Origin of the sequence: Deinococcus sp. (assembly GCF_018260555.1) — a bacterium.
Classification (GTDB): domain Bacteria; phylum Deinococcota; class Deinococci; order Deinococcales; family Deinococcaceae; genus Deinococcus.
In genome coordinates, this window is record NZ_JAGLBB010000002.1 from 22,965 (window position 1) to 47,771 (window position 24,807).

Below are 24,807 nucleotides of genomic sequence, written 5' to 3' on the forward strand. Positions count from 1 at the left end.
CTCGCAGGCGTGAGTGTCATCAACCGTGAATTCCTGTTCCGTCTCCTTGAAGTCGCCGCGCCCAGCGGCCTGGAACGCCGCGCGGCCGACGTGTGGCTGCAAGAGGCCGCCACCTTCGCCCGCACCAGCGAGGACCACTACGGCAACGCCTACGCCGAGATCGGCCCGGAAGGTGCGCCCGTCATCGCGCTGATGGGTCACCTCGACGAGATCGGCCTGATCGTGTCGCACGTGGACAGCGAGGGCTTCCTGGCCGTGCTGTCGGTCGGCGGCTGGGACCCGCAGGTGCTGGTCGGGCAGCGCATCCGCCTGCTCGCTCCTGGTGGGGACGTGATCGGCGTGATCGGCAAGAAAGCCATTCACGTCATGGACGCCGACGAGCGCAGCAAGGCCAGCAAACTCGAAGACCTCTGGATCGACGTGGGCCTTCCCAAGGAAGAGGTGCAGGCCCTGATTCCGGTCGGGACGTACGGCGTGATCGAGCAGGGCCCCATCATGGTCGGCACGCGTGTCGTGAGCCGCGCGCTGGACAACCGCGTGGGCGCGTTCATCGTCCTGGAGGCCCTGCGCGCCCTGAAGGGCCACGACCTGCGGTACCGCGTGGTCGCCATCGGCACCAGCCAGGAAGAGATCGGCTGTTTCGGCGCGCAACTTGGCGGGTACCGGCTCGACCCCATCGCCGGGGTGGCCGTGGACGTCACGCACGAGACCAAGCAGCCGGGCGTGAGTGAAAAGAAATATGGCGTGGCGCCGTTCGGGTCCGGCGCGAACCTGACGGTCGGGCCGATGGTCAGCCCCGTCATCACGCGCCAGATGACCGACGCGGCGCGCGAGGCCGGGATTCCCTTCACGCTGGGCGCGACCGGCCGTTACTCCGGCACGGACGCCGACGCGCTGACCCTGGTGCGCGCCGGAGTGCCCAGCGCCGTCGTCAGCATCCCCAACCGCTACATGCACTCGCCCAGCGAGATGGTCGACGAGCACGACGTGAAAGCCTGCACGGACATCATCGCCGCGTGGATCAGGGCGCTGCCCGAAACGCCGGATTTCACGCGCCGGGGGTAAGGGGGAGGAAACAGCGGGGTGTGGGCAGCAGGAACGGCCCGGCAGCCCACTGAACAGGGCACCACCGGACCTCCCCGCGTGCCGCCCCGCTGTCAGGCGGTTGCGGTCATACGGAGTCCGTGTCATACGGACTGCCGTTTGTTTCGTTGACAACCCGGGAGGGCGCCGGGTTGTCAACTCCACGTCCGGAACCCGCTTTTCTCCTACTCGCATACGCTCGGATTGAATGGTCTTTGCAGCCCATTCAATCGCAGTCCGTATCAGGTGGGCTGGGGTTCCACGGCGCCTGGGCGGGCGTCGAGAACCTCGGCCGGGACGCCTTCCAGGGCCGCTTGCACGACTTCCAGTCCGGCGCCGGGTTTGTACCCCTGCTCGCTCAGGGTGCGTTTCCAGTGGCGGGCGCCGGGCTGACCGGCGAACAGGCCCAGGGTGTGTTTCATCATGCGCGGCAGCGGCTGGCCCGCCTCCAGTTGCGCGGCCACGTACGGCATGAAGGCCTCGATGGCCTCGCGGCGCGTGACGGGCGGCGCGCTCTCGCCGAACACGTCCTGGTCAGCGCGGGCCAGGATGAACGGGTCGTGGTACGCGGCGCGGCCGATCATCACGCCGTCTGCCCAGGTCAGGGCGTCCTGCGCGGCGTCCAGGGTCAGCACACCACCGTTCAGCACGACCGTCAGGTGCGGGAAGTCCGCCTTCAACTGCCGCACCACGTCGTAGCGCAGCGGCGGAATCTCGCGGTTCTCCCTGGGCGACAGGCCCGAGAGCCACGCCTTGCGGGCGTGCACGATGAACGTGTCGCACCCGGCGGCCTCCACCGTCCGCACGAAGTTCGTCAGGTGCTCGTACCTGTCGAGGTCGTCGATACCGATGCGGTGCTTGACCGTGACCGGCAGGCGGGTCGCGGCGCGCATGGCTTCCACGGCGCGGGCCACAGTGTCCGGCGTACCCATCAGGGACGCGCCAAACGAACCGCTGCTCACGCGGTCGCTGGGGCAGCCGCAGTTCAGGTTGATCTCGTCGTACCCGTAGTCCTCGCCCAGGCGGGCGCATTCGGCCAGCGCCAGCGCGTCACTGCCGCCCAGTTGCAGCGCCACCGGATGCTCGGCCGCGTCGAAAGCCAGGTGCCGGTCACGGTCCCCGTGAATGATCGCGCCGGTCGTGACCATCTCGGTGTACAGCAGCGTCCGGCGGGTCAGGGCGCGGTGAAAGACCCGGCAGTGCCGGTCCGTCCAGTCCATCATGGGCGCGACAGACAGCGTCAGGGGCGGGCGGGCAGGAGCGCTCATCAGCCGATCAGTGTACGGGAAAGGCCCCCGCTCCAAAGGTGGCGGAGGCCCGCAAGGAAGGATGGGAGCCGGGTCATACGGACTGCATTTGGTAACTGCTCAGCACGATAAACACGGCAAAAAACGCTTGTTCCCGTTTTGTATGAGCATAATATTTACTGCAAATCTGCCTTGGACGAACCAATTCGCCCATATCGGCAATTTCAGTCATTTGAAAGCAGCTTCTTAGCAATTTATAGGGCTGAATTCAGATTCTGAGCAATTTACCCTGCTGAGCAGTTACTGCATTTGTTTCACTGACAGGTCCGGAATCCATTCTCCTCGCACTCACCTCGCTCGGACCGAACGGTCTGTGCAGCCCATTCAACCGGAGTCCGGATCAGAGGCGCTGGTCGTCGTTCGGGTCTACGCCGAAGGTCGTGCCGGTCCCGGACGCCTGATCTTCCGGCACCGCGCTGGGCACGGCGGGCGCTCCCCCGCCCAGGGCCGTATCCTGTGCGCCCGTGCCCGACTCGTCGTAGAAACCGCTGCGTTCGCTCATGCCGTTTCCGGTGTCGTCTGGCAGGCCACCCTGGCCGCCGGGAGTGGTCTTCTGATGGTCGCTCATGACTTCACTTTGCCCTGCCTGACGGGGAGCAGGATGAGGGGCGGGCGGCAGAAATCTTGAGCTTCTGCCCTCCCCCATCGCCGCCCCAATCCGGAATCCCACTCATACGGACTGCCGCTTCATTCCACCACAGTCGGAACAGCGCCGCCCGTGGCTCCACACCGTGGACTCCATCTGCTGTTCCTACTCGCGTCCGCTCGGATTGATTCAGAAGTGCGCCGAATCAATCGGAATCCGTATTAGGCGATCAGGGGGTGCAGCTCGCCAGCGCTGACCAGCCCCAGCCAGTGCAGGGCGCGGCTGGCCGAGACGTACAGCAGGCGGCGTTCGTACTCGGTGCTCTCGTCGTACGTCTGGGCGTTGGCGCTGGCGACGATGGCGGCGCTGAATTCCAGGCCCTTGGCGAGGTTCACGGGCAGGATGACCAGTCCGCCCCGGAAGCGGTGCTCCTGGGTGGTGATGGGCTGGGCGTCCGTGTCGAATTCCCGCAGGGCCTCGGCGAGGCGGTCGGCGTCCACGCCGCGCCGCGTGACGATGGCGATGTTCTTGTGCCCGGCGGCCTGCGCGTCCTTGACGGCCTGCGCGATCAGGGGCAGTTCTCCGTGTGGAGCGTCGGCGGGGGCGGTGTAGCGCTGCACGTCGGCCCCGTCGCGGTCCACGCCCTGCACGGCGGCGGCGCGGTTGTACGTGGCGGCGATCCGCGCTCCGAGTTCCGTGATCTGCCGGGTCGAGCGGTACGTGCGGCCCAGCGTGAGCACCTGCGCGCCCAGTAGTTGCGCCTGCACGGCCTCCCAGGAACTGGGGCCCTTGTAGCCGTGCATGCCCTGATTCAGGTCGCCCAGCGCGGTGATGTGGCCGGGGCGGGTGGCGCGGGCCAGCAGCGCGTACAGCAGCGGCGAGTAATCCTGCGCTTCGTCCAGGACCACGTGATCGAAGGGTTCCAGGGTGCGGCCGTCCAGTCTGCCGATGCCGCCCGTGAAGGCCTGCACGGCCAGCATGACGGGAATCTCGGTCACGTCCGCGTGGGCGCGGCGCGGCGTGGGAATGCCGCTCAGGGGGTCGGTCAGCAGCAGTTGAATCTCGCGGTCGGTCAGCAGGCCGCTGGCGGCCAGGGCGTCCGCGCTGCCCAGCAGGCGGCGGGCCTCGGTGATGGGCGTGGTCGAGGCGAACACGCGCCCCAGGAAGGTCGTGAGCGTCGCGGACAGTTGCCGCAGCACGCCTGTCTCCTCGCCTTCCGGGACGTTCAGGCGCGACAGGGCCTCGGTTTCGATGGCGCGGCGCATCCCGGCGCGGTACCCGGCGAGTGGGTCGGCGGCGAACACGTCGCGGAGCATGGCGGCCAGTTCCGTTTCCGGGAAGTGCAGCGTGACCGGTTCGCGCCCGCGCACCTCGATGCTCTCGCGGATGCTCTGCCCGGCGAGGCCCGCGTTGAACTTACCCCACAGGTGCGTGCGGACCACGTCCAGCATGCGGGCGTCGCCCAGCAGTTTCGCCCGGCGCCACGCCAGCGCCCGGCGGGTGTTGTCGCGGTCGGTCAGCAGCAGGCTCAGGGTGCGGTCCGTGACTTCCAGTTTCTCCAGGCCCAGCAGGCCCGTCGCCCACGTTTCCGGGGTGGTCACCACGACCCGCTCGATGCCCAGTTCCGGCAGGATGCGCGCGGCGTACGCGGCCAGCACGCGGTTGGGCATCAGGACCATGCAGGCTTCCGGGCGGGCGCGGTGCACGCCCCGGTCGGGGTTGGTCATCCAGGTCAGGCGGTGAAAGCCGATGGTGGTCTTCCCGGAGCCCGCCGCGCCCTGAATGATGACGGGCGTCCCGGCGGGGGCGCGCATGGCGGCGTTCTGCTCGGGTTGCAGCGTCTCGACCACGTCCCGCATCCCGGCGGTGCTGTCCTCCTGAAGGCGGCGCAGCAGCACCTCCTCGCGGCCGCCGGTGTCGCCGCCGTGCTCGTCGTCGTACAGGTCGGTCACGCGCAGCAGTTTCTTGCTGTGCACGTCGAGCTGACGGCGGCGTTTGATGACCCCGGCGCTGCCCCGGCGGGGCGTCCAGCCCAGCGCGTCCGAGTAGAACAGGCTGCCCACCTCGCTGTCCCAGCTGACCACCGAGTACGGTCCCTTCACGTCCCGGAAGCCGTGCTTGCCGACGTACAGCGTCTGCTCACGGCCCGCCACGCGCACCTTCAGGCTCCCGAAGTACGGTTGGTGCACGTGCGGCGAGAGCATCGCGGCGAACTCCTCGGCCTGATCGCCCAGGATGATGCTGGTTTCCAGGTCCGCGCCCATCTGCCGGTCCCGGTCCTCCCAGAACTCGATCTGACGGATCATGGCCGAGACCGTCTGGGACAGGTGCTCACGTTCAAGTTCAAAATCCGGGTGTGTTTCCGGACGGGATTCCGCAACAGGCATAACGCACAGAATACGGCCTGCCGGGCCACCCTGACCCGACAAGGCTGACACTCGCAGCAGACAGGCACAGTGGGGGTGAGCGGCACGAATCGCCCCTGATCCGGCCGGACCTTGACCCTGCGGGGCGGACGGGCGCACACTAGACGGGCGTTGATCCGCAGGAGTAGCGCGAGTGCCCCCACGGAGCGAGTCTGAGACGGTGAGAGTCAGGCAGGGCGAGGCGCGCGTGAAGGGCGGCGGGGAGCAAGGCCAGTACACAAAGGCCAACACATGAAAGTGCCAGTCTGCCGGGGATTCCGGGGCTGGAACTGGGGTGGAACCGCGCGTGTCTTCATGCGTCCCCAGACGAGCGAGTGCCGGAAAGAGGCCGCCGTCTGGGGCGTTTTCCTGCACCTGCCCGCAAAGGAGTCCGTATGCCCGCAACTTCGATGGAAGAACTCGTCAGCCTGTGTAAACGCCGTGGATTCATCTTCCAGGGCAGCGAGATCTACGGGGGCCTTCAGGGCTTCTACGATTACGGTCCCCTGGGCGTGGAACTGAAGAACAACATCAAGGCCGCGTGGTGGCGCGCCAACGTGTACGAGCGTGACGACATGGAGGGCCTGGACGCCAGCATCATCATGCACCGGCAGGTGCTGCGGCACAGCGGTCACGAGGCGACCTTCAGCGACCCCATGATCGACAACAAGAAGAACAACAAACGCTACCGCCTCGATCACCTCGTGAAGGACCAGAAGGCCGACGTGATCGCCAGGGTGGCCGCGGCCATGGGTGAGAGCGCCGAGAACTTCCCGGCGGTCGTGGCGGCCCTGAACGCCAGTCCCGCGCAGGCGTCGCAGGCCCTGAAAGACGCGGGCGTGCGCGACCCGTTCAGCGGCGAGGTCGGCGACTGGACCGAACCCAAGCCCTTTAACATGATGTTCAAGACGACCATCGGCCCGGTCGCGGATGACGAGAGTTACGGTTACCTGCGGCCCGAGACGGCGCAGGGCATCTTCACGAACTTCAAGAACGTCGTGGACAGCACCAGCCGCCGCCTGCCGTTCGGCATCGCGCAGATCGGGAAGGCCTTCCGGAACGAGATCACGCCCCGGAACTTCATCTTCCGCGTGAGGGAACTCGAGCAGATGGAAATCGAGTTCTTCGTGGTGCCCGGCACGGACGAGCACTGGCACGAGCACTGGCTGGAGCGGCGCCTGAGCTGGTGGGAGGCGCAGGGCGTGCCGCGCAGCAAGATCGAGATCCTGGACGTGCCGAAAGAGGACCTAGCGCACTATTCCAAGCGCACGTACGACCTGATGTACGACTACCCCACCCTGGGCCACGAGGAGATCGAGGGCATCGCCAACCGCAGCGACTACGACCTCGGATCCCACACCAAGAACCAGAGCGAACTGGGCCTGGTCGCGACCGTCGAGGAGAACCTGGACTCCATCGCCAAGCTGACCATCGCGCACCCGGAGACGAACAAGCCGGTCGTGCCGTTCGTGATCGAACCGTCCGCCGGCGTGGACCGCGCCCTGCTGGCCGTGCTGAGCGAGGCGTTCACGAAGGAGACGCTGGAGAACGGAAGCGAGCGCATCGTCCTGAAGCTCAGGCCGCACCTCGCGCCGATCAAGGTGGCCGTGATTCCACTGGCACGCAACAAGGCGGAACTGGTCGAACTGGCCCGGAGCATCAAGAACGACCTGCAGAAACTCGGCCTGGGCCGCATCCTGCTGGAAGACAGCGGGAACATCGGCAAGGCGTACCGCCGCCACGACGAGGTCGGCACACCGTACTGCGTGACCGTGGACTTCGACACCATCGGCCAGAGCGAGGCGGACCGGGGCGAGGCGGACCGGGGCGAGGCGGACCGGGGCGAGAACGGCAGCCTGACCGGCACGGTGACCGTCCGTGACCGCGACACGCTGGCGCAGGAACGCGTGAAGATCAGCGAACTGACCGCGTACCTGCAGGCGAAACTGAAATGAAACGGGTTCCCGATGACCACCTGCTGCCGTACCTGATGACCGTGGAACTCGCGGTTCTCGGCGTGTACGGCGAGCACCCGGACCTGACGGACGCGCAGGTGGACAGCGCCTTCGAGGAACTGACGCGCCGCTACCGGGCCGAGGCCACGAACCATCCGTTCAAGCCCGGCAAGCTGGACGGCCTGCGCGCCGAGGTGCACGACGCCGCGCTGCGCAACCTGACCACGCTGCTGGCGCAACCCGGCGAGCACCCCAGCGCCGAGGAGCTCCGGCTGGGCCTGGGCCGCCTGCGCAGCAGCGTGAAAACCTGGACGCGCGAGGCCGGACGGCAGGGCTACCTGAAATACATCGAGCAGTACGTGAACGCCGGGGACGGCGACTTCCTGGAACTCGACTGACACGGGTTCCGGAAGTGAAGCTGACAACCCGGTGATGTTCCAGGTGGCCGGCGAAACAGACGGAACCCGTTTTGCTCCTACTCGCTCCGCTCGGATTGAACGGGTTTTGCAACCCATTCAATCGGAGTCCGTATCAATCGTCTGTTGCGTCGCCTGGGGTGTACTTGTCGCGCAGGTAGCGCGCGCGGGCCTGCGCTTCCCGGTGCTGCCCGGCCGCCTGTGCCTGCGTGACCTGCCGCATGCGGGCCTCGATGACCTGCAGTTCGCGGGTCAGGTCCTCGGGGCGGCGCGGGCCGCTCTGCCACGCCATGAGCAGTTCGGGCAGGTCCTCGCGGGCGGCCTGCCGGGCGTCGAAGGCGTCGCGGGTCAGGGTGCCGCCGGCCGTGACGCGCAGGGCCTCGCGGGTGGCCTGCACGGCGGATTGAAGGGCGGGGCGCGCCGGGGTGGGCAGGCGGCGCTCGTGCTGCCGGAACGTTTCGAGTAGCGTCCACTCCTCGGGGGGCGCGGCGGCGTCCAGCGTGAGGGGCGCGGGGCGGGTCAGGGTCCGGGCGCGGCCGAGCGCCCACACTCCGAAGGCCGCGAGCAGCAGCAGCACCAGCGCCAGCAACCAGCCCGCCACGTCGCTGCCGCTGGCTACGCCGATGCCCAGCAGGATCGCCAGCGGGAGCAGCACCCCCATGACCAGAAAACCGATCACGGTCAGGGCCAGCAGACTCCCGGCACGCCGCACCGTGGGTTGCAGGGACGTTCCGGTGCTCCAGGGGTCGGCCGCTGTGGCCGGGTCGCGCCGGGCCGCGCGGACCAGGGTGCGGGCCGCCCGCGCCGCGCCGGTCGCCACGGTGCGGGAACGGTCAAACGGTGCTCTGGTGGGACGGGACGCCATACGCTTCACGGTACGTCGTCCCGGTGAGATTCGTTCCCGGCGCGGCCGCCCGCGCGCAGGTGCGCGACCCGCGCCGAGAGCGCCTGCCACGGTTGCAGCTGAAAGTGAGAGTGCGCCAGCGGGCTGGTACTGGGCAGCACCCAGAGTTCCGCGCCTTCCAGCGGCTCCGGTTGCGGGCCGTAGGGAAGGCGGGCGGTCGGCACGCCGAGCGTCTCGGCCGCGCCGCGTTTGCTGGTGAACGCCACGATTCGCGGACTGTACTGACGGAGCTTGCCGCGTAACTCGTCAGGCGCGAACGCGTGGGCGGGCAGGGCGGCGTCCACGCCACTGTGCCGTTTGGCCACGTCGGTCAGTCCGATCCCGAAGTCCGGCAGCCGCGTGTACTCCTGCGGGTCCAGCAGCGTGGGCGTCAGGCCCACGGCGTGCAGGGTACGCCAGAACCGGTTGCCGGGGTTGGCGTAGTAGGCGCGCGCGGCGGCGCTGATGCGGCTGGGGGCTGTTCCGACCAGCACCAGCGTCAGCCCCGGGCGCAGCACGTCCGGCACGAGGTACTCGCCCGCGCCGGTCAGGTCGGCCGTAGCTCCCCCCGCCCGAGGCTCAGTCGTCGTAGCGTTCCTCGGTGAACGGGTCTCCGCGCATGTGGTAGCCGTTCTTCTCCCAGAAGCCGGGCCGGTCAGCGGCCATGAATTCCAGGCCGGTCAGCCACTTGGCACTCTTCCAGAAGTACAGGTGCGGCACGACCAGCCGCAGCGGGCCGCCGTGCTCGGCGTCCAGTGGCTGCCCGTCGAAGGTGTGGGCCAGCAGGTTCTCAGGCCGCGTGAAGTCCTCGAGGCTCAGGTTGGTGGTGTAGCCCCCCACCGAGTGCTGCATCACGTGGGTCGCGCCGGGCTTCAGTTGCAGGTGCTCCATCAGGTCCACGACACGCACGCCGGTCCAGGTGGTGTCCAGTTTGCTCCAGTGCGTCACGCAGTGGATATCGTACGTCAGGGTGGTCTGCGGCAGGGCCATCAGGTCCGCCCAGGTCAGGGTGCGCTCGGCGGCCAGTCCGGTCACGCGGATCACGACATCCTGCGGCGCGTAATGCTGCGTGGGGCCGTACGTGAGCACCGGAAAGCGGGTCGTGAGCGTCTGACCGGGCGGCACGCGGCCCCCCATGTCGTCGGCCGGTTTCTTGAAGAAATTCCCGAGCATGCCCGCATTCAACACGCCCGGCCCCCCCGCCGCACAGGGCGCAGCACACCATCAGCGCCGTGCATGAAGTGTTTCGATAGGCCCGCGACCCGTGTCGGCAAGGCGACGCGTGGACCCTGACAGCCTCTGCCGGGAAGCTCCTTTCGTCCCACCGCCTGGCTGCATGACCGGGCGCAACGAGCGAATGTGACCGCGGCGGACCTCGGCGCCTCCGGGAATGTGGGCGCGCAGGGTGGTCAGGGCGCCCAGCACAGCGGCGGCGTGGTCAGTCGCGGCGACCCACACGCTGGCGGCGCGCACCTCGCCGGGCTTCAGGGCGCGGGTCACGCGGTCGGCGTCGCCCGGTCCGACGAAGGTGAGGGTCAGGTCGGGGCGCTCCAGCGTATGAGCAGGGGGCGTGGGCGCCGTACAGCGCGGCCCAACCCCGGCGAGTTCCGGCACGCGGGACAGCGCGGCGGGCCGGGCACGCAGTTACGGGCCGGGCGGTATACTGCCCTTTACTGTGACTGGCTCTATTCAAATCACCGAGGCGGCCCTCGCCTCGCTTATCGGGCTGACCGCCCACGAGATTCCGGGCGTGGTGGGCATGGCGCCGGCGAACCTGAAAGAAGGCATCAGCCGCGTGCTGGGGCGCGCGAACGTCAGTGACGGCGTCGTGATTGGCCGGGACGGGGGGCGCTACAGCGCCGACATGTACGTGGTCGTCGCGTACGGGGTCAGCATTCCGACGGTCGCGCGCAATATCGTGGAGCGCGTTGAGCACACCCTGAAAACCCAGGCGGGCACCGAACTGACCGCCATTCGCGTGCATGCCGTGGGAGTCCAGCGTGTCTAAGCTGGCCCCCCAACCCGCCGGTGGGCACGCCACCCTGACCCCGTCTACCCTGGCGCACATGCTGCGCTTCGCCACCGACTGGCTCGGCGTGTACCGCGAACAGGTGAACGCCCTGAACGTCTACCCCGTCCCGGACGGCGACACCGGCACGAACATGCACCTGACCATGCAGTCCGTGCGGCGCGAACTCGATACCTGCGACGAGAATTCCATGCCGGGCGTGGCGCGCGCCATCAGTTACGGCGCGTTGTTGGGCGCGCGCGGCAACAGCGGCGTGATCCTCTCGCAGCTGCTCAAGGGCTTTGCGGAGACCATCAAGGACACGCGGGAAGTCGATACGGCCACGCTGACGCGCGCGTTCCAGGCGGCGCAGAAGACCGGCTACGGCGCGGTCATGAAACCCGTCGAGGGCACCATCCTGACCGTCGCGCGCGGCGTGGCCGAGGGCGCCGCACTGCCCCGCGAGTCCGACACCGCCGAGAGCGTCCTGGAACACGCGCTGCTGCGCGGTCAGGAACTGCTGGACCAGACGCCCGACATGCTGCCCGCGCTCAAGCAGGCAGGCGTGATCGACAGCGGCGGCCAGGGCTACCTGTACCTCGTGCAGGGCATGCTGGCCGCGCTGCGCGGCGAGGCGCTCCCCCCCGCGCCCGAGATCACCAGTTACGCGCAGCAGCAGTTCGAGAACGAGGAATTCGGGTTCTGCACCGAGTTCCTGATGAGCCACGCCACCGCGCCCATCGAGGAAATCCGTGAACTGGTCAGTCCGTTCGGGGACAGCCTGCTGGTCGTGGGCGCCGAAGGGTACGTCAAGGGGCACATTCACACCAATCAGCCCGACGAACTGCTCGCCACGGTCGGCCGTCACGGCAAGATGCTCAAAACCAAGGTCGAGGACATGAGCGAGCAGCACACGGAAATCCTCGGCATGGCCGGCGCCTCCGCCCGCGCCGAAGAGGAAATCCCGCCCAGCGGACTCGTAGCCGTGGCGAACGGGTACGGACTCGTGAAACTGTTCCGGTCGTTCGGCGCGCGCATCGTGTCCGGCGGTCAGACCGCCAACCCCAGCGTGCAGGACATCGTGGACGCCGTGCGCTCCGTCAGCGCCGAGCAGGTCATCATCCTCCCGAACAACAAGAACGTCCTGATGGCCGCCGAGAAAGCCATGGAACTCATGGAAGGCCGCGCCGTCGTGATTCCCACCCGCACGCTCGGGCAGGGCATCGGGGCCGCCCTGAACTTCAGCGCGGACGTGCCCGCCACCGACCTCGTGGACCCCATGACCGAGGCCGCGCGCGCCGTCACGACCTTCGAGGTCACGCGCGCCAGCCGCACCACCAACGTCACCGTGAAAGACGGCCGCACCCTGGATATCGCCGAGGGCGACGTGATCGGCCTGATGGACGACGAACTGGTGCAGAGCGGCGGCACACCTGAACAGAGCGTCCTGGAGATGCTCAGCCGCCATTTCAGCGGCCAGGAGATCGTCACGGTCTTCAGCGGCCCGCAAAAAACCCAGGAGGACCTCGACGCCCTGAGCGCCAGCATCCGCGCCGCCTTCCCCATGGTCGAGGTCGAAGCGCACGCGGGTGGCCCCGACCTGTACGACTACCTCGTCACGCTGGAGTAAGCGCCCTGGATTGAACAGGACGGCCAATGGCATCAGCGAGTCGCTACGCGGACCGGGGGGATCGGTCAGGGAACGTCAGCGCCCGCCCTTCACGGTGGAAGGGCGGGCGCCGGGCAGTCAGGATGGAATGGTGTGTATCCAGCGTTCCACCTGAGTCCGTGTCATACGGACTGCCGCTCCACTGCGCCACAGTCGGAAGGGCGCCGCCTGCGGCTCCATACCGCGAAGGGGCGTCTGCCCTTCCTCCTCGCGTCCGCTCGGATGGATTCAGAACTGCAGCGAATCAATCGGAGTCCGTATCAGAGCTTGGTGATGCGGCCCTTGACCACGTTCTTCAGGCTGGGGCCGCTGGCCTTGAGGTACTGGCTCAGGACGTCCGTGTCGCTCAGGCCGGGCAGCTCCACGACGTTCGTGGCGGCCTTGAACACCGTGAAGTTGTCGCCGCCGCTCGCCAGGAAGTTGTTGGTGGCGACGCGGTAGGTGGCGGTGGCGCTGATGGGCGTGCCGTTCAGGGTGATGTCGGCGATGTTCACGCGCTTGCCGTCGGCGTTGCTCAGGGTGTACTTGTACTTGAAACCTTCGGAGACCTGCAGGAGTTTCACGGCCGTCGCGTTCGCGCCGCTCCACTGCTGCTCCAGCAGGTCCTTGATCTGCTGGCCCGTGAGGCTCAGGACGGTGGTGTAGTTGCCGAAGGGGTGCACGGAGAACACGTCACCGAAGTTCACGGCGTTGCCGGGTTTGATCTGGGTGGCGTCGGGCAGGTCGGCGCGGATGCCGCCGGGGTTCATCAGGGCGATCTGCGTGCCCTGGTTCCTGGTGGCCGCGAGCAGGGCGTCGGCGATCACGTCGCCCAGCGGGGACTCGGTGTTACGGGCGTTGCTAACGCCGCGCTGAATCTGCGGGTCACCCAGCGTGGCGACCTGCACGTTCTTGATCGTGGCGACCTTCGCGTCGGCAGTGGTGCGGATCTGGGTCATGCCGAAGTCGAGGGTGCCGGCCTTTTCGCGGGCGGTGTAGTCCACGACGAGGTTGGCGGCCTTGACGCTCATGACCTGGTGGTTGGCCTTGTCGACGGTCAGGTCGAGGCGCTGCAGCAGGTGGCCGTAGAAGTCCCCCTGGATGACGATGCGGTCCTTGCCGGTCGGGTCGGGCACGAGGCAGTTGTAACCCTGGTGGCTGTGGCCACTGATGATGGCGCTCACGGCCGGGTCGACGCGTTTGGCGATGTCCACGATGGGGCTGTCGGTTTTGAGGGTCTTGCAGCCGACGGTGCTGTAGTTGTCGGCGCTGCCGGTCGACAGTTCGCCGCCCTCGTGGATCAGCATGATGATCGCGTCGGGGCGCTGCGCCTTGATTTCCGGGATGTACTTGTTGACGGCGGCGGCCTCGTCGGTGAAGGTCAGGGCCTTGACGCCTTCAGGGGACACGATGCCGGGCGTGGTTTTGGTCACGGCGCCCACGAAGGCGATCCGGATGCCGTTGATGTCCTGAATGATGTACGGCGAAAAGGGCGTGCCGGTCTTGCCGGAGGTCGCGTTGTACTCGACGTTCGCGCCGATCCACTTGAAGGTCGCGCCCCTGTAGTTCGGGTCGAACTTGCAGGCCTTGGCCATGTCGTTGCTGGCGCAGCCGCCGTTCTGCATGCGGAACAGTTCGTCCAGACCCTGGTCGAACTCGTGGTTCCCCAGGGCGCTGACCTTCATGCCCATGCCGTTCAGGGCGTACACGGCGGGCTCGTCGCGCAGCAGGCCGCTGCTGAGGGGACTCGCGCCGATCAGGTCGCCGCCGCCCACCAGGATGGTGTTGGGGTTGGCCTTGCGCGCGTCGTTGACTTCCGCGGCGATGGCCTCGATGCCGCCGGCACTGATGGCGGTCTTGTCGGCCCGGGTGAACGAGGTGGGCGCCAGGTTCCCGTGGAAGTCGTTCAGGCCCAGGATGGTCACGTCGGCCGCCTCGGGGGAGATGGAGTTGTTGCAGGCACTCAGGCCGAGCGCCGAGGTGAGCAGCAGGATAGCAGTGGATTTGTTCATGTCAGGATTGTACGCATTGAAACGTCAGCTTTTTGAAAGGTCAGCTTCTTGAAGGCTCAGCGGAAGGGCCAGCGTTTGGACAGCCCATCCGGACTGCCACTCCATACCGCACAATCCGTATGGTGTTCCTCCTCGCGTCCGCTCGGATTGGTTCAGAACTGCACTGAATCAATCGGAACATCCCGGTGGTCCCGGACGAGGCGCCTGGCCCGTGGGGGTGTGGTCAGGGCCGGTATGCTGGTGCGTCATGATTGATCCTCTGCTGACCCTGCCGTTTGCCGCTGCTGTTCATCCGGGAGCCCGTCCGGCGCGGCGGCTGACCTGGGATTCGCGTGAGGTGTCGCCCGAGGTAGCGTTCGTGGCCCTGCCCGGCGAGTCGCTGCACGGGAACCGGTTCGTGGAGGCGGCGCTGGCGGCCGGCGCCCCCTTCGTCCTGACGGACCGCGACGTGCCGCGCGCCGTGCGCGTGCCGGACGCGCGCTCGGCGTTGCTGGCGTGGGCGCGGGCGCAGCGGGCGCTCAGTCCGCTGGTGGTGGGCGTGACGGGCAGCGCCGGGAAGACCACGGCGAAGAGTTTCGTGGCGGCGGCGCTGGACGCGCACTTCATGCCGGTGTTCAACACCATGCCCGCGATTGCCTGCTTTCTGACCGAACTGGGCGCTTCCGGGCGGCCGCTGGTGGTCGAGATGGGCATCGACCGCCTCGGCGAGATGGCCGAGCTGGTGGACCTGGTGCGCCCGGATGTGGGCGTGATCACCAGCATCGGCCCGGCGCACCTGGAGCAGCTGGGCAGCGTCGAGGGCATCGTGCGCGAGAAGGGCGTGATCCTGCGCGGCGTGAACGGACAGCCGGTGCGGGCGCTGGTGGGCGCGCAGGCGGCGGCCTACTACCCGGGCGTGGACAGTTACGGGTTCGGGGACGTCACACATGCAGGCCAGGACCTGACGGTGAGCCCGCAGGGCGCGTCATTCCGGTTCGCGGGCGTGCCTGTCACGTTGCCGCTGGCAGCGCGGGTGCAGGCCGAGGCGGCGGTGCTGGCCCTGACGCTGGCGCAGGAGAAGGGCGTGCCAGTGCCAGAGGCGGCGGCGCGGCTGGCGGCGGTCAGTGTGCCCGGCGGCCGGTACCGGGTGCATCCGGGACGGTTCACGGTCATCGACGACGCGTACAACGCCTCGCCCGTGGCGGTGCGGGCGGCGCTGGACGCCCTGAGCGGCTGGCAGGGACGGCGGATCAGTGTGCTGGGGCGCATGCTGGAACTCGGGCCGACCGAGCGCGGCCTGCACGCCGAGGTGGGCGCGTACGCCCGCACGCACGCGGACCTGACGTTCGGGGTGGGGGCCTTCGCGGCCGAGCTGGGCGAGCGGGCCTTCGCGAGCGTGCCGCAGCTGCTGGGCGCCCTGCTGGACGAGGTGAGGGACGGGGACGTGCTGCTGGTCAAGGCCAGCCGGGGCATCAGCTGGACGCCCGAACAGCGCGCGCAGGAGGGCGTGGGGCTCGACGTGATCGTGAACGCCCTGCTGGCCGCGCGGGACGGGTTGGAGTAACCGACCCCGGGGCAGGATGAGCAGGAGGAGCCTGGGTTCCGGACGCGGAGGTGGCAAGCCGGCGCAGGGACAGGGCGTGATACGGACTGCGCTCCATTGCGCCACAGTCGGAAAAGCGCCGTCTGCGACTCCATACCGCGAAGGGGCGTATGCTCTTCCCACACGCTTCCCTTGGATTGATCGGTCTCACAGCCCATTCAACCGCAGTCCGTATGGGCGCAACAGCCGTCCGTCCGTCGCACCTCCAGCCGGGCATCCCTGGTCGGGGTGGTCCTCACGGGACGCCGGGCTGGGCGCGGCAGAATGCGGGTATGCTTTCCCGCGCCTCCCGCTTTGGCCGCCTGCGTTCCGTGGCGTTCCTGCTGTCCCTGCCGGGCTGGGTGGCGGGCTGCGCCCCGGCCGCGCTGACGGAGCTTCCGGCAGCGGCGGCGTTCCGGGCGGCGTTCAGTGAGCAGGGCGTGGCGTGGGTAAGCGCTGGGCGGGCCTGTGTGGCGCGCGCCCCGGCGTTCCGCACGGAGTGCCCGCGCCTGCCGGCCGTGGTGGATGTCGGCTGGAACGGCGCTGACGCCTGGGCCGCAGTTCCAGACCTGGGGGTGATCGTCACGCTGGACCGCGCGGCGCGCACGGTGGCGGTCGGTCAGGCCGCGGCCCTGAGTGGCGCGCAGGTGTACCGGCGGGACGGTAGCGCCGTGAATTACGCGGGCACCCCCACGGCTGGCCCCCTCACCGGTTTCCCTTCGTCCGCCGTGACCGGAGGGGACGGCCGCGAGTACGTCCTGGTGGACGGCGCGGTCAAGCGCGTCTCTGACGGGGCCACGTTGTCGCGGGGGGCGGCGTTCCTGAGCGTCACGCAAGGCGGTGTGGTGGGCAGCGCGGTCCCGCAGGTGGGGACGCCGTGGGGCACGTACCGCCTGACCGGGCAGCAACTGGAACGCATCGACGCGGCGGGAGGGGTGGTGACGGCCGCCGCGCACGGGCCGGGCCGGGTCGGGCGGGTGGGCGCGCAGATCGTCACGGTGTCCATGTCTGGGGCCGTGCGGACCTTCAGCCCCGACCTGGGTGGCCCCTGACGGGAGTGGCTCACCACGCAAAGCAGGGGTGGCGGTGCGGTGTGCACGTCCAGGGGCTGTGTCGGTGTTCTGCGCCTGCATGCGCGGGCCCGGGTGAGCAATATGATACGGATTCCGATTGATTCGGTGCAGTTCTGAATCAATCCGAGCGGACGCGAGTGGGAACAGCATACGGATTGGGCAGTATGGAGCCACAGGCGGCGCTTTTCCGACTGTGGCGGAATGGAGCGGCAGTCCGCATGAAGGGTACTGTACGGTGCACTACGATTGTGGACTGCGATGGCCGCAGGCCGGGACGCCTTCATGTTCGGGGTGGATTCAGCGGCAGGCGCACCGGGTGGACGCCCCCGTATCACTGGAGCTGCCCAGATAGCTTCGCTGCCCTGCTACACGCGTTTCCGGGCTACCTGCGGGGGTGTCAGAGTTCCGTAAGCGTGAAGGTGATTGCATGGTTCTGACTGACCTGTCCATCTCCCCCCACCTCCGTCTTCCCATCCCTGCTCCCTCTGGACCCGCACGATGCCAGATGAGTGAATGCTAAAATCCGCATGATCCTGGAGGGAAAATGTCGAGTTTCCTACAACGCCTACTGAACCCACGCCCGAATGCCCTTGGCGTGGAAATCGGCACGAGTGCCATCAAGGTCGTGGCCCTGCGCCCCGGCTCCCCGCCTTCCCTCCAGCACGCCGTGATGGTGCCCACGCCCATCGGCAGCATGCGCGACGGGCTGGTGGTCGAACCGCAGGCCGTCGCGACCGAGCTGAAGAACCTGCTCGCCCAGCACCGCATCACGACCAGATACGCCGTGACCGCCGTTCCGAACCAGGTGGCGGTCACGCGCAACATCATGGTGCCGCGCATGGAACGCAAGGACCTGCAAGAGGCCATCAAGTGGGAAGCCGAGCGCTACATTCCCTACCCCATCGACGACGTCAGCCTGGACTTCGACCTCCTGGACGACCTGAGCACCATCCCCGAGGACAGTCAGATGGAAGTCGTGATCGCCGCCGCGCCCTCCGAGGCGATCGCGCGGCAGATCGAGGTGCTGCGCCTGGCAGGCCTGGAACCGACCGTGGTGGACCTCAAGAGCTTCGCGTCGCTGCGCGCCCTGCGCGGCAACCTGCTGGGCGAGCACCTGACCAAGAGCACCCTGACCGGCACGAACTACACCGAGGCCGGCGAGGTGGCGCTGGTCCTGGAGATCGGGGCGAGCAGCAGCGTCATCAACCTCGTGCGGGGCGACCGGGTACTGATGGCCCGGAATATCAACGTGTCCGCCGACGATTTCACGACCGCGCTGCAGAAGGCCTTCGATCTGGATTTCAGTGCCGCCGAGGACGTGAAACTCGGGTACGCGACCGCCACCACCCCCACCGAGGATGAGGAAGACCTGCTGAACTTCGACATGGCCCGCGAGCAGTACAGCCCGGCGCGCGTGTTCGAGGTGATCCGCCCGGTCCTGGGCGACCTGATCACCGAGATTCGCCGCAGCCTGGAGTTCTACCGCGTGCAGAGCGGCGACGTGGTCATTGACCGGACCTTACTGGCAGGCGGCGGCGCGAAACTGCGCGGGCTGGCCGCTGCGATCAGCGACGCGCTGGGCTTCCGGGTAGAGGTCGCCAGCCCGTGGCTGACCGTGCAGACCGACCAGGCAAACGTGGACACCGGGTACCTGCAAGCCAACGCGCCCGAATTCACCGTGCCGCTGGGGCTGGCGTTGCGGGGGGTGACCAGCCGTGGTTGAAATCAACCTGCTGCCGCAGCAATACCGCAAGCAGTCGGAACCCAGCGCCTGGCGCTTTGCCACGTACGCCCTGATTCCGCTCACGGTCGCGGCCCTCCTCATTCCGGAAGTCATGACCGCCACGCGCGCTGGGGAACTGCGCAGGCAGATCGACAGCCTGAACGGCGAGGCCACCGCGCTGACCCCCGTCAACCGGGAGTTCGGGCAGTTGACGGCCGAGAAAACCCGGCTGGAGCAGATCACCGCGATTGCCAACCAGCTGCGCGAAGGCAAAACCTACTGGACGAACGACCTGGCGGCCTTCACGGCGCAGCTGCCGACCGGCAGTGGCGTGGCCGTCAAGAGCATGACCATCAAGGCGCTCGACGCCAACGCCCTGAGCAGCCTGCAACAGACCGGCGTGTACAGCGGCAAGAACGTTGGCCGGGAGATCGACCTGACCGGCTCGGCGTCCAGTCAGCAGGCAGTGGTGACGTTCCTGCGGACATTCGAGACCAACCCGAAGTTCGGCGTGAACTTCCGGTCCATGCAGACGGACGCTGCGACCGGACAGTACTCCTTTAGCGCCAGCGTGGGCGTCGTTCAGGTAGCCACGGCCGCGACCGCGACCGATCCGGCCACGCCGGGCAACGCGCCGGCCGCTCCAGCCGCCCCGGCTGGAACCACGCAGGGGGGCGGCAGTGTTAACTAAACTCTCTCCCAGAAACCTGTTCTTCATAGCGCTGGGCGTGTGCCTGATCATTCTGGCGCTGTACTTCACGATGCGCTTCACGCCCCGGCAGACCGAGATCAGTACCCTGCAAGGCGAACTGGACACCGTCACGGCCCGCGTGACCACGCTGCGCTCGAACGCCCAGCAGGTCCCGGCCCTGCGTGAAGAGGTCGCGAAACTCAAGGTGCAGCAGGACGAGTTCCTGGCCGCGCTGCCGCAGACCGCGAACTTCGGCGGGGTGCTCGACGAACTGCGACTGACGACCAGCGCCGCCGGGGCCACCATGAACAGCTTCAACGTGCAGAGCGGCAACGCGGCCGGACTGCCGGCCGGCGTGCGGCCCATCGGGCTGAACGTGTCGGTCAGCGGGCGTTTCGCTCAGCTGTTCCAGATGCTGCGCTCGGTGGAAACCATGAGCCGTTTCACGACCGTGAACAACGTGGGCCTGCAACTGCCGGCCGCGACGACCTTCGACCCGACGCTGGAAGGAACGCTGGCCCTGACCGTGTACACCTTCGACCCAGCCCAGGCGGCTCCCGCGGCCGGTGGGACGCCGCAGGCCCCGAACGCCGCCCCCGCCGGAGGCACCCAGTGACGAGGGCGCCCGTGAACCTCTCCCGTGAGATGAAGCTGCTGCTGCTGCTGCTGCTCATGGTCGCCCTGATCGGCCTGTGGTACCTGCTGACCAACCGCAGCGCCAGCGATGAACTGGCCAACCAGCCGCAACCCCCCCCGCTGACAGGCGCCGGACCGGGTGACGACACCATTCCCGTCACGCCCGGCCCCCCGGAAAGCGGAACGCAAACGCCCGGCAAGGCGCCCGGCGCGGCCGCCCAACCTGGAGTGGACGTGCAGTCTGGCGTGGCCGTGCAGCCCGACGCGCCCATGCAGGTCGAGGTCATCCCGCCCTTCCCCACGGGCGAAAGCGCCACCGATCCCACGGCCACCGACGTACCCCCCAGTCCCTCCGGCATCAACCCCGGCGCCGCGCTGGCGTCCGTGCCCGGCAACAACCCCTTCCGGCCCCTGCAACTCGACGCCTCCGCCTCTGCGGGCGGCGGGTCCGGCACACCAGCCACCGTGGACACCACACCGGTCTCTCCGCCGGTTTCCACGTCCAGCGCGGCGCTTCCAGTCACGGTTCCCACGAACCCCGACTCGTTCGGTTCGGCGGACGGTCCCCTGGCGATTACGCCCCTGCCCGGCACGAGTGGCGGCTCCGTCTCGGGCGCCGGGCCGCTGCCCGTGTCCCCCATTCCTGGCGGCGACGGCAGCACGGGCAGCGCCGCTTCCCCCGTGGTCGTGACGCCCATCTCAGGCGCGACCCGGCCGGTCGTGATCACACCGGGCACCGGGAACGGCACCGCTGGACGTAACGGCACGGGGAGGAGTGGCAGTGGCGGTGCAGACAGTGGCGGTGCAGACAGTGGCAGCGCTGGAAGCGGTAGCGGTAGTGGGGATTCTGGCAGCGGTGGCTCTGGCAGCGGCGGGACAGGCAGCGGCGGGACAGGCAGTGGTCGCTCTGGCAGTGGCGGGACAGGCACCGAGCCGACCCCCGCTCCCATCAGGCCCCCGGTGGTGGGCGTCAGCGTGCCCAGCGTGACCCGCGTACCCACCCTGACCCCCAACCACCTAAACTCCAGCACCCTGAACCCCATCACCCCGGCTTCCGGCACCGGCAGCTCTTCCGGCGCTGCGGGCGCAGGCGGCGGCACCTCCGCGCCCGTGACGGGCACGCCACGCCCCGGCACGCCGCAGGTCATCACGGACCTGGGCAGCGGGAACGCCAGCGTCCCGACCGTGAATGAACTCGACTCCTTCGTGCAGGCGCAGGACCTGGCCTTCAATGCCGTGGTGCTGGGGCCCGTGAACACCGCCATCTTCCGCAGCAGGGACGGGTTCGTGGTTGTGTCGGTCGGTCAGACGCTGCCCGATACCAAGGTCACCGTCAAGGAAGTCACGGCGACCAGCGCCACCCTGAGCCTGGGCAACAACTCCAAGACACTCGAACTGGATAAAAGGTGAGCCATGACTAAACGCTTCGCATTCCTCCTGCTGACTGCCGCGCTGGGCATGGCCGCCGCGCAGACCTCTCCCACCACCCCGGCACAGACCAGTGCCGTGGCCGACGGCGCGCTGTCCGGCGCGAACGTCACCATCGAGATCGGCCGCTACGCCGGGCCACTGTCGAGCCTGCTGTCCGCGCTGGCCAAATCGGCCGGGTACGGGCTGATCCTGGACACCAACGTGGACGCGCTGCCCTCGGCGGCCGGTACGGCGGCCCCCACGACCGAGGCAGGCAGCGGCACCGCCGGTACGGCCGCCGCGACGGGCCCGGCCCGCCCGGTCGCGTACTCCTTCCAGAACAAACCCTTCAATGAGGTCTGGCCGCTGCTGATGGACGTGTACGGCCTGAGCTACGACGTGGTGCGCCTGAGCGGCGAACCGGTCCTGCGCGTCAGCAACACGCCCATCCAGCGCATCATCAAACTTAATAACACAGAAGCCAATCAAGCGGCACTCCAAGTCAAACTATCATTTGGCATGCCGGTGTATACAGAGACGCCGCGCCTCAATGAAGCAGGGCAAACCATAGGGATTACGCGGACACTGATTGATGTAAAACTTGACTCATCCACTCTACGCATAGTGCCAGACCCAAGAACCAATAGCCTCATTGTACGAGGAACTAATAAAGAAGTTGCGGAAGTCATCCGGGCTATTCAGCAAGCAGATGTCAATGGAACTGACGCGACGGATGAGTCATCCAGAAAAATATACAATGTCAGAGGAATCTCCGCAGAGATTATTGCCCTTTTAAACTCTCAATATCCTCTTTTGAAAGCAATTAGAGTTGGAACTACTGATCAGATCATCCTGAGTGGAGATCAACGGTCTGTCAATTCCGCCATTGCGTTATTGCAGCAAGTGGACAAACCCATAGCACCTGCACCAACTATTCCCATCGCGCAGCGGGTCTTCCAGCTGGTGAACGCCAGCGTCGAGGAAGTCAAGGCGACCCTGGAAGGCGCGCTGGCCCGTACCCTGACGGGCAGCTCGATTGTGCCGAACGCCACGCTGATCGACCCGACGACCGGGCAGCCGTACACCACGGGGGCGCTGGCGAACGCAGCGCTGAACCCGGTCGTCAGCACGGCAAGCGCGGGCATCACAGGCGCAGGCACGGCAGGCGCAGGCACGGGCGCGACCGACACCAAGGCCGCGACCGCGTCGATCATCGCGGACAAGCGGACGAACACCCTGATCGTGCGCGGCACGGCAGATCAGGTGGCGCAGGTGGCCGAACTGATCCCGAGCCTGGATCAGCGGGTGCCGCAGATCAACGTGCAGGTGCGCATTCAGGAGGTCACGGAGACCGCCAGCCGCAGCCTGGGCATGGACTGGAAGGCCGGTTTCGGGGGCTTCACGGTCAGCGCGGGCAGCGGCGGGCTGGGCGCGGCCTTCGATCCGACGCGCAGCCTGGTGGGCTTCAACCTGGGCGCGACGCTGAACACGTTGCAGGGCCAGGGCCTGAGCAAGAGCGTGTACGACGGCGCGATCACCATGCAGAGCGGCCAGCGTTCGCTGGGCAGCGGCACGGGCACCCAGAACGCGTCGGGGACGGCGGCGGCGACCATCAAGAGCGGCGGGCGACTGGAACTGAACATTCCCTCGACGGCGGCGAACGTGGCGCCCATTCAGAAGCAGATCGATTACGGCGTGAACCTGGACTTCTTCGATCCGCAGGTCGCGCCGGACGGTACGATCACCATGCGGGTGCGCGGTCAGATCAACGATCTGCGCACGACCATCACGGCCGATACCTTGCCGAACGTGTTGCAGTTCGTGAACAGCGAGGCACAGACGACCCTGACCTTCAAGAGTGGCGAGACGCTGCTGCTCAGCGGGCTGCTGAAGAACACCGAGTCGACCAACCGCGACGGTGTGCCGTTCCTGTCCACCATTCCGGTGATCGGCGGCCTGTTCGGCAAGGAAGCCATCAGGAAGGAGACGACGCAGCTGCTCGTGGTCATCACCGGGAACGTCGTCAAGTAAGACGGCTTCCGGTTGATTCGCTGCAGTTCTGAATCAATCCGAGCGGACGCGAGGAGGAAGGGCAGACGGGTTTCGCTCCATACCGCGAAACCCGTATCAGCCAGAATTCGCAGACCTTCTCGTGTTCATTCCGCCCCCCACCGCACGCTGCGGCCCGGGGGGTGTGTTTGTTTGGTCATGGGCGGCTGCGCGGGGCGCGGGGGGCGCTACAGTCCGGTGGTATGAGGTACTTGACCGCCGGGGAGTCGCACGGGCCGCAATTGACGGCCATCATCGAGGGGCTGCCTGCGCAGTTGGATCTGGGTAAAGGGGATATCGACCCGTGGCTGCGCAAGCGGCAGGGCGGGTACGGCCGGGGCCGGCGCATGGTCATCGAGACGGACGAGGCCGAGATCCTGAGTGGCGTCCGGGCGGGCCGCACGACGGGCGCGCCGGTCACGCTGGCCATTGCGAACAAGGATCACCGGAACTGGACCGAGATCATGTCGCCCGAGCCGGGCGGCGAGCCTCGCAAGAAGTCACTGACGGACGCGCGGCCCGGCCACGCGGACCTGACGGGCGGGATCAAGTACCGGCACCGGGACCTGCGGGACGTGCTGGAGCGCGCCAGTGCGCGTGAAACGGCGGCGCGCGTGGCGGTGGGCAGCGTGGCCCTGAAACTGCTCGGCGAGCTGGGTGTGCAGGGCGCGAACTACGTAGCGAACCTGGCGGGCATCGAGACGCGGCAGGCCTTCTCGTGGGACGCCCTGGACGCCATCGAGGACAGTGACCTGCGCACGCCGGACGCCGACGCTGCCGGGCAGATGCGCGAGCGGATCGATCAGGCGAAGAGGGACGGCGATACGCTGGGCGGCATTCTGGAGGTCCGGTTCCGGGGCCTGCCGGTGGGGCTGGGGTCGTTCGTGCATTACGACCGCAAGCTGGACGGGCGGATCGCGCAGGCGTGCCTGAGCGTGCAGGCCATGAAGGGCGTGGAGATCGGACGGGCCTTCGAGAACGCCACTCGCCCCGGCAGTGGCGTGCATGACGCGGTGTACTACCGCGAAGGAACGTACGCGCGCGACACGAACGGCGCCGGTGGCCTGGAGGCCGGGATGACGAACGGCGAGGAGTTGATCGTGCGGGTCGCCATGAAACCCATTGCCACGCTCATGAAGCCGCTGCCCACCGTGAACGTGGTGTCGCACGAACCGTCCGACGCGGCCCGTGAGCGCAGTGACACGACGGCCGTTCCGGCGGCGGGCGTGGTGCTGCAGTGCGCGGTGGGCTGGGTGCTGGCCGAGGCGATGCTGGAGAAGTTCGGCGGGGATACCCTGCCGGAGTTGCAGGAGCGCGTGGCGGCGGCCCGCGCCTACGCCCGGGCGTACTGAGGCGGGCGC

General features: G+C 67.8%; 22 protein-coding genes. 13 read left to right on the plus strand and 9 right to left on the minus strand.

Annotated features, from left to right (window positions below; all coding sequences use genetic code 11):
- Positions 1–9 precede the first annotated feature (9 nt).
- Positions 10–1,065, plus strand: coding sequence for a M20/M25/M40 family metallo-hydrolase (locus QZ271_RS00740; protein ID WP_291428041.1), 1,056 nt, complete (start codon positions 10–12; stop codon positions 1,063–1,065).
- 260 nt (positions 1,066–1,325) lie between these two features.
- Here the strand turns inward: QZ271_RS00740 and dusA are convergent, their stop codons facing one another.
- The 4 genes from dusA to QZ271_RS00760 all read right to left on the minus strand — a co-directional run bounded on the left by dusA (position 1,326) and on the right by QZ271_RS00760 (position 5,363).
- Positions 1,326–2,351, minus strand: a complete 1,026-nt coding sequence (gene dusA / locus QZ271_RS00745; protein WP_291428043.1) for a tRNA dihydrouridine(20/20a) synthase DusA — start codon at positions 2,349–2,351, stop codon at positions 1,326–1,328.
- Between the two features lie 73 nt (positions 2,352–2,424).
- Positions 2,425–2,562: a hypothetical protein gene (locus QZ271_RS00750; RefSeq protein WP_291428044.1), complete on the minus strand. Its 138-nt coding sequence runs from the start codon at positions 2,560–2,562 to the stop codon at positions 2,425–2,427.
- A gap of 168 nt (positions 2,563–2,730) precedes the next feature.
- Positions 2,731–2,958, minus strand: coding sequence for a hypothetical protein (locus QZ271_RS00755; RefSeq protein ID WP_291428045.1), 228 nt, complete (start codon positions 2,956–2,958; stop codon positions 2,731–2,733).
- Positions 2,959–3,197: 239 nt separating this feature from the next.
- Positions 3,198–5,363: an ATP-binding domain-containing protein gene (locus tag QZ271_RS00760; RefSeq protein ID WP_291428046.1), complete on the minus strand. Its 2,166-nt coding sequence runs from the start codon at positions 5,361–5,363 to the stop codon at positions 3,198–3,200.
- A 413-nt stretch (positions 5,364–5,776) separates the two neighbouring features.
- Here QZ271_RS00760 and QZ271_RS00765 point away from each other — a divergent pair, with 413 nt between their 5' ends.
- On the plus strand, positions 5,777–7,336 hold the full coding sequence (locus QZ271_RS00765) for a glycine--tRNA ligase (protein WP_291428047.1): 1,560 nt from the start codon (positions 5,777–5,779) through the stop codon (positions 7,334–7,336).
- A complete protein-coding gene (locus tag QZ271_RS00770) occupies positions 7,333–7,734 on the plus strand; it encodes a hypothetical protein (protein ID WP_291428048.1) in 402 nt (133 codons plus the stop codon). Before QZ271_RS00765 ends, QZ271_RS00770 begins: the two co-directional genes overlap by 4 nt.
- Before the next feature lie 133 nt (positions 7,735–7,867).
- Here QZ271_RS00770 and QZ271_RS00775 read toward each other — a convergent pair whose 3' ends face one another.
- Genes QZ271_RS00775 through QZ271_RS00790 form a run of 4 tightly spaced genes read right to left on the minus strand, consistent with a single transcriptional unit; the run spans position 7,868 to position 10,249 of the window.
- Positions 7,868–8,617: a hypothetical protein gene (locus QZ271_RS00775; RefSeq protein WP_291428049.1), complete on the minus strand. Its 750-nt coding sequence runs from the start codon at positions 8,615–8,617 to the stop codon at positions 7,868–7,870.
- Positions 8,618–8,622: 5 nt separating this feature from the next.
- The gene (locus tag QZ271_RS00780; protein WP_291428050.1) at positions 8,623–9,162 is read right to left on the minus strand and encodes a mismatch-specific DNA-glycosylase; all 540 of its coding nucleotides are present in this window, start codon (positions 9,160–9,162) and stop codon (positions 8,623–8,625) included.
- 52 nt (positions 9,163–9,214) lie between these two features.
- Positions 9,215–9,808: a sulfite oxidase-like oxidoreductase gene (locus tag QZ271_RS00785; protein WP_291428152.1), complete on the minus strand. Its 594-nt coding sequence runs from the start codon at positions 9,806–9,808 to the stop codon at positions 9,215–9,217.
- 51 nt (positions 9,809–9,859) lie between these two features.
- Complete coding sequence (locus tag QZ271_RS00790; RefSeq protein WP_291428051.1) at positions 9,860–10,249, minus strand: hypothetical protein; 390 nt, start codon at positions 10,247–10,249, stop codon at positions 9,860–9,862.
- A 61-nt stretch (positions 10,250–10,310) separates the two neighbouring features.
- Between QZ271_RS00790 and QZ271_RS00795 the strand changes: the two genes are divergently transcribed.
- Entirely contained in the window at positions 10,311–10,643 is a 333-nt protein-coding gene (locus tag QZ271_RS00795; RefSeq protein WP_291428052.1) for an Asp23/Gls24 family envelope stress response protein, read from the plus strand.
- 58 nt (positions 10,644–10,701) lie between these two features.
- Positions 10,702–12,273 carry a DAK2 domain-containing protein gene (locus tag QZ271_RS00800; protein ID WP_291428154.1) on the plus strand — a complete coding sequence of 524 codons (1,572 nt, stop codon included), beginning with the start codon at positions 10,702–10,704 and terminating at the stop codon, positions 12,271–12,273.
- A gap of 299 nt (positions 12,274–12,572) precedes the next feature.
- On the opposite strand, the gene QZ271_RS00805 is transcribed toward QZ271_RS00800, so the two are convergent.
- Positions 12,573–14,303: a bifunctional metallophosphatase/5'-nucleotidase gene (locus QZ271_RS00805; RefSeq protein WP_291428054.1), complete on the minus strand. Its 1,731-nt coding sequence runs from the start codon at positions 14,301–14,303 to the stop codon at positions 12,573–12,575.
- A 247-nt stretch (positions 14,304–14,550) separates the two neighbouring features.
- Here QZ271_RS00805 and murF point away from each other — a divergent pair, with 247 nt between their 5' ends.
- From murF to aroC, 8 genes are all read left to right on the plus strand, one after another.
- Positions 14,551–15,846 (plus strand): UDP-N-acetylmuramoyl-tripeptide--D-alanyl-D-alanine ligase, encoded by a 1,296-nt coding sequence (murF, locus tag QZ271_RS00810; protein WP_291428055.1) that lies wholly within the window; start codon positions 14,551–14,553, stop codon positions 15,844–15,846.
- A 311-nt stretch (positions 15,847–16,157) separates the two neighbouring features.
- Positions 16,158–16,916, plus strand: a complete 759-nt coding sequence (locus QZ271_RS00815; RefSeq protein ID WP_291428057.1) for a hypothetical protein — start codon at positions 16,158–16,160, stop codon at positions 16,914–16,916.
- A gap of 565 nt (positions 16,917–17,481) precedes the next feature.
- Complete coding sequence (pilM, locus tag QZ271_RS00820) at positions 17,482–18,660, plus strand: type IV pilus assembly protein PilM (RefSeq protein WP_291428059.1); 1,179 nt, start codon at positions 17,482–17,484, stop codon at positions 18,658–18,660.
- A complete protein-coding gene (locus tag QZ271_RS00825; RefSeq protein ID WP_291428060.1) occupies positions 18,653–19,351 on the plus strand; it encodes a fimbrial assembly protein in 699 nt (232 codons plus the stop codon). The genes pilM and QZ271_RS00825 overlap by 8 nt, the downstream gene beginning before the upstream one ends.
- A complete protein-coding gene (locus QZ271_RS00830) occupies positions 19,341–19,967 on the plus strand; it encodes a type 4a pilus biogenesis protein PilO (RefSeq protein ID WP_291428061.1) in 627 nt (208 codons plus the stop codon). The genes QZ271_RS00825 and QZ271_RS00830 overlap by 11 nt, the downstream gene beginning before the upstream one ends.
- Positions 19,964–21,397, plus strand: a complete 1,434-nt coding sequence (locus tag QZ271_RS00835; RefSeq protein WP_291428062.1) for a hypothetical protein — start codon at positions 19,964–19,966, stop codon at positions 21,395–21,397. Before QZ271_RS00830 ends, QZ271_RS00835 begins: the two co-directional genes overlap by 4 nt.
- Positions 21,398–21,400: 3 nt before the next feature.
- Entirely contained in the window at positions 21,401–23,428 is a 2,028-nt protein-coding gene (locus tag QZ271_RS00840; RefSeq protein WP_291428064.1) for a secretin N-terminal domain-containing protein, read from the plus strand.
- A gap of 221 nt (positions 23,429–23,649) precedes the next feature.
- Positions 23,650–24,798: a chorismate synthase gene (gene aroC / locus QZ271_RS00845; protein ID WP_291428065.1), complete on the plus strand. Its 1,149-nt coding sequence runs from the start codon at positions 23,650–23,652 to the stop codon at positions 24,796–24,798.
- Positions 24,799–24,807: the final 9 nt, after the last annotated feature.

Coding starts and splice junctions, on each gene's coding strand:
- dusA (WP_291428043.1), bottom strand. CDS start 2,351: ATGAGCGCTCCTGCCCGCCCGCCCCTGACGCTGTCTGTCGCGCCCATG.
- QZ271_RS00750 (WP_291428044.1), bottom strand. CDS start 2,562: ATGACTGAAATTGCCGATATGGGCGAATTGGTTCGTCCAAGGCAGATT.
- QZ271_RS00755 (WP_291428045.1), bottom strand. CDS start 2,958: ATGAGCGACCATCAGAAGACCACTCCCGGCGGCCAGGGTGGCCTGCCA.
- QZ271_RS00760 (WP_291428046.1), bottom strand. CDS start 5,363: ATGCCTGTTGCGGAATCCCGTCCGGAAACACACCCGGATTTTGAACTT.
- QZ271_RS00765 (WP_291428047.1), top strand. CDS start 5,777: ATGCCCGCAACTTCGATGGAAGAACTCGTCAGCCTGTGTAAACGCCGT.
- QZ271_RS00770 (WP_291428048.1), top strand. CDS start 7,333: ATGAAACGGGTTCCCGATGACCACCTGCTGCCGTACCTGATGACCGTG.
- QZ271_RS00775 (WP_291428049.1), bottom strand. CDS start 8,617: ATGGCGTCCCGTCCCACCAGAGCACCGTTTGACCGTTCCCGCACCGTG.
- QZ271_RS00785 (WP_291428152.1), bottom strand. CDS start 9,808: ATGCTCGGGAATTTCTTCAAGAAACCGGCCGACGACATGGGGGGCCGC.
- QZ271_RS00800 (WP_291428154.1), top strand. CDS start 10,702: ATGCTGCGCTTCGCCACCGACTGGCTCGGCGTGTACCGCGAACAGGTG.
- QZ271_RS00805 (WP_291428054.1), bottom strand. CDS start 14,303: ATGAACAAATCCACTGCTATCCTGCTGCTCACCTCGGCGCTCGGCCTG.
- murF (WP_291428055.1), top strand. CDS start 14,551: ATGATTGATCCTCTGCTGACCCTGCCGTTTGCCGCTGCTGTTCATCCG.
- QZ271_RS00815 (WP_291428057.1), top strand. CDS start 16,158: ATGCTTTCCCGCGCCTCCCGCTTTGGCCGCCTGCGTTCCGTGGCGTTC.
- pilM (WP_291428059.1), top strand. CDS start 17,482: ATGTCGAGTTTCCTACAACGCCTACTGAACCCACGCCCGAATGCCCTT.
- QZ271_RS00840 (WP_291428064.1), top strand. CDS start 21,401: ATGACTAAACGCTTCGCATTCCTCCTGCTGACTGCCGCGCTGGGCATG.
- aroC (WP_291428065.1), top strand. CDS start 23,650: ATGAGGTACTTGACCGCCGGGGAGTCGCACGGGCCGCAATTGACGGCC.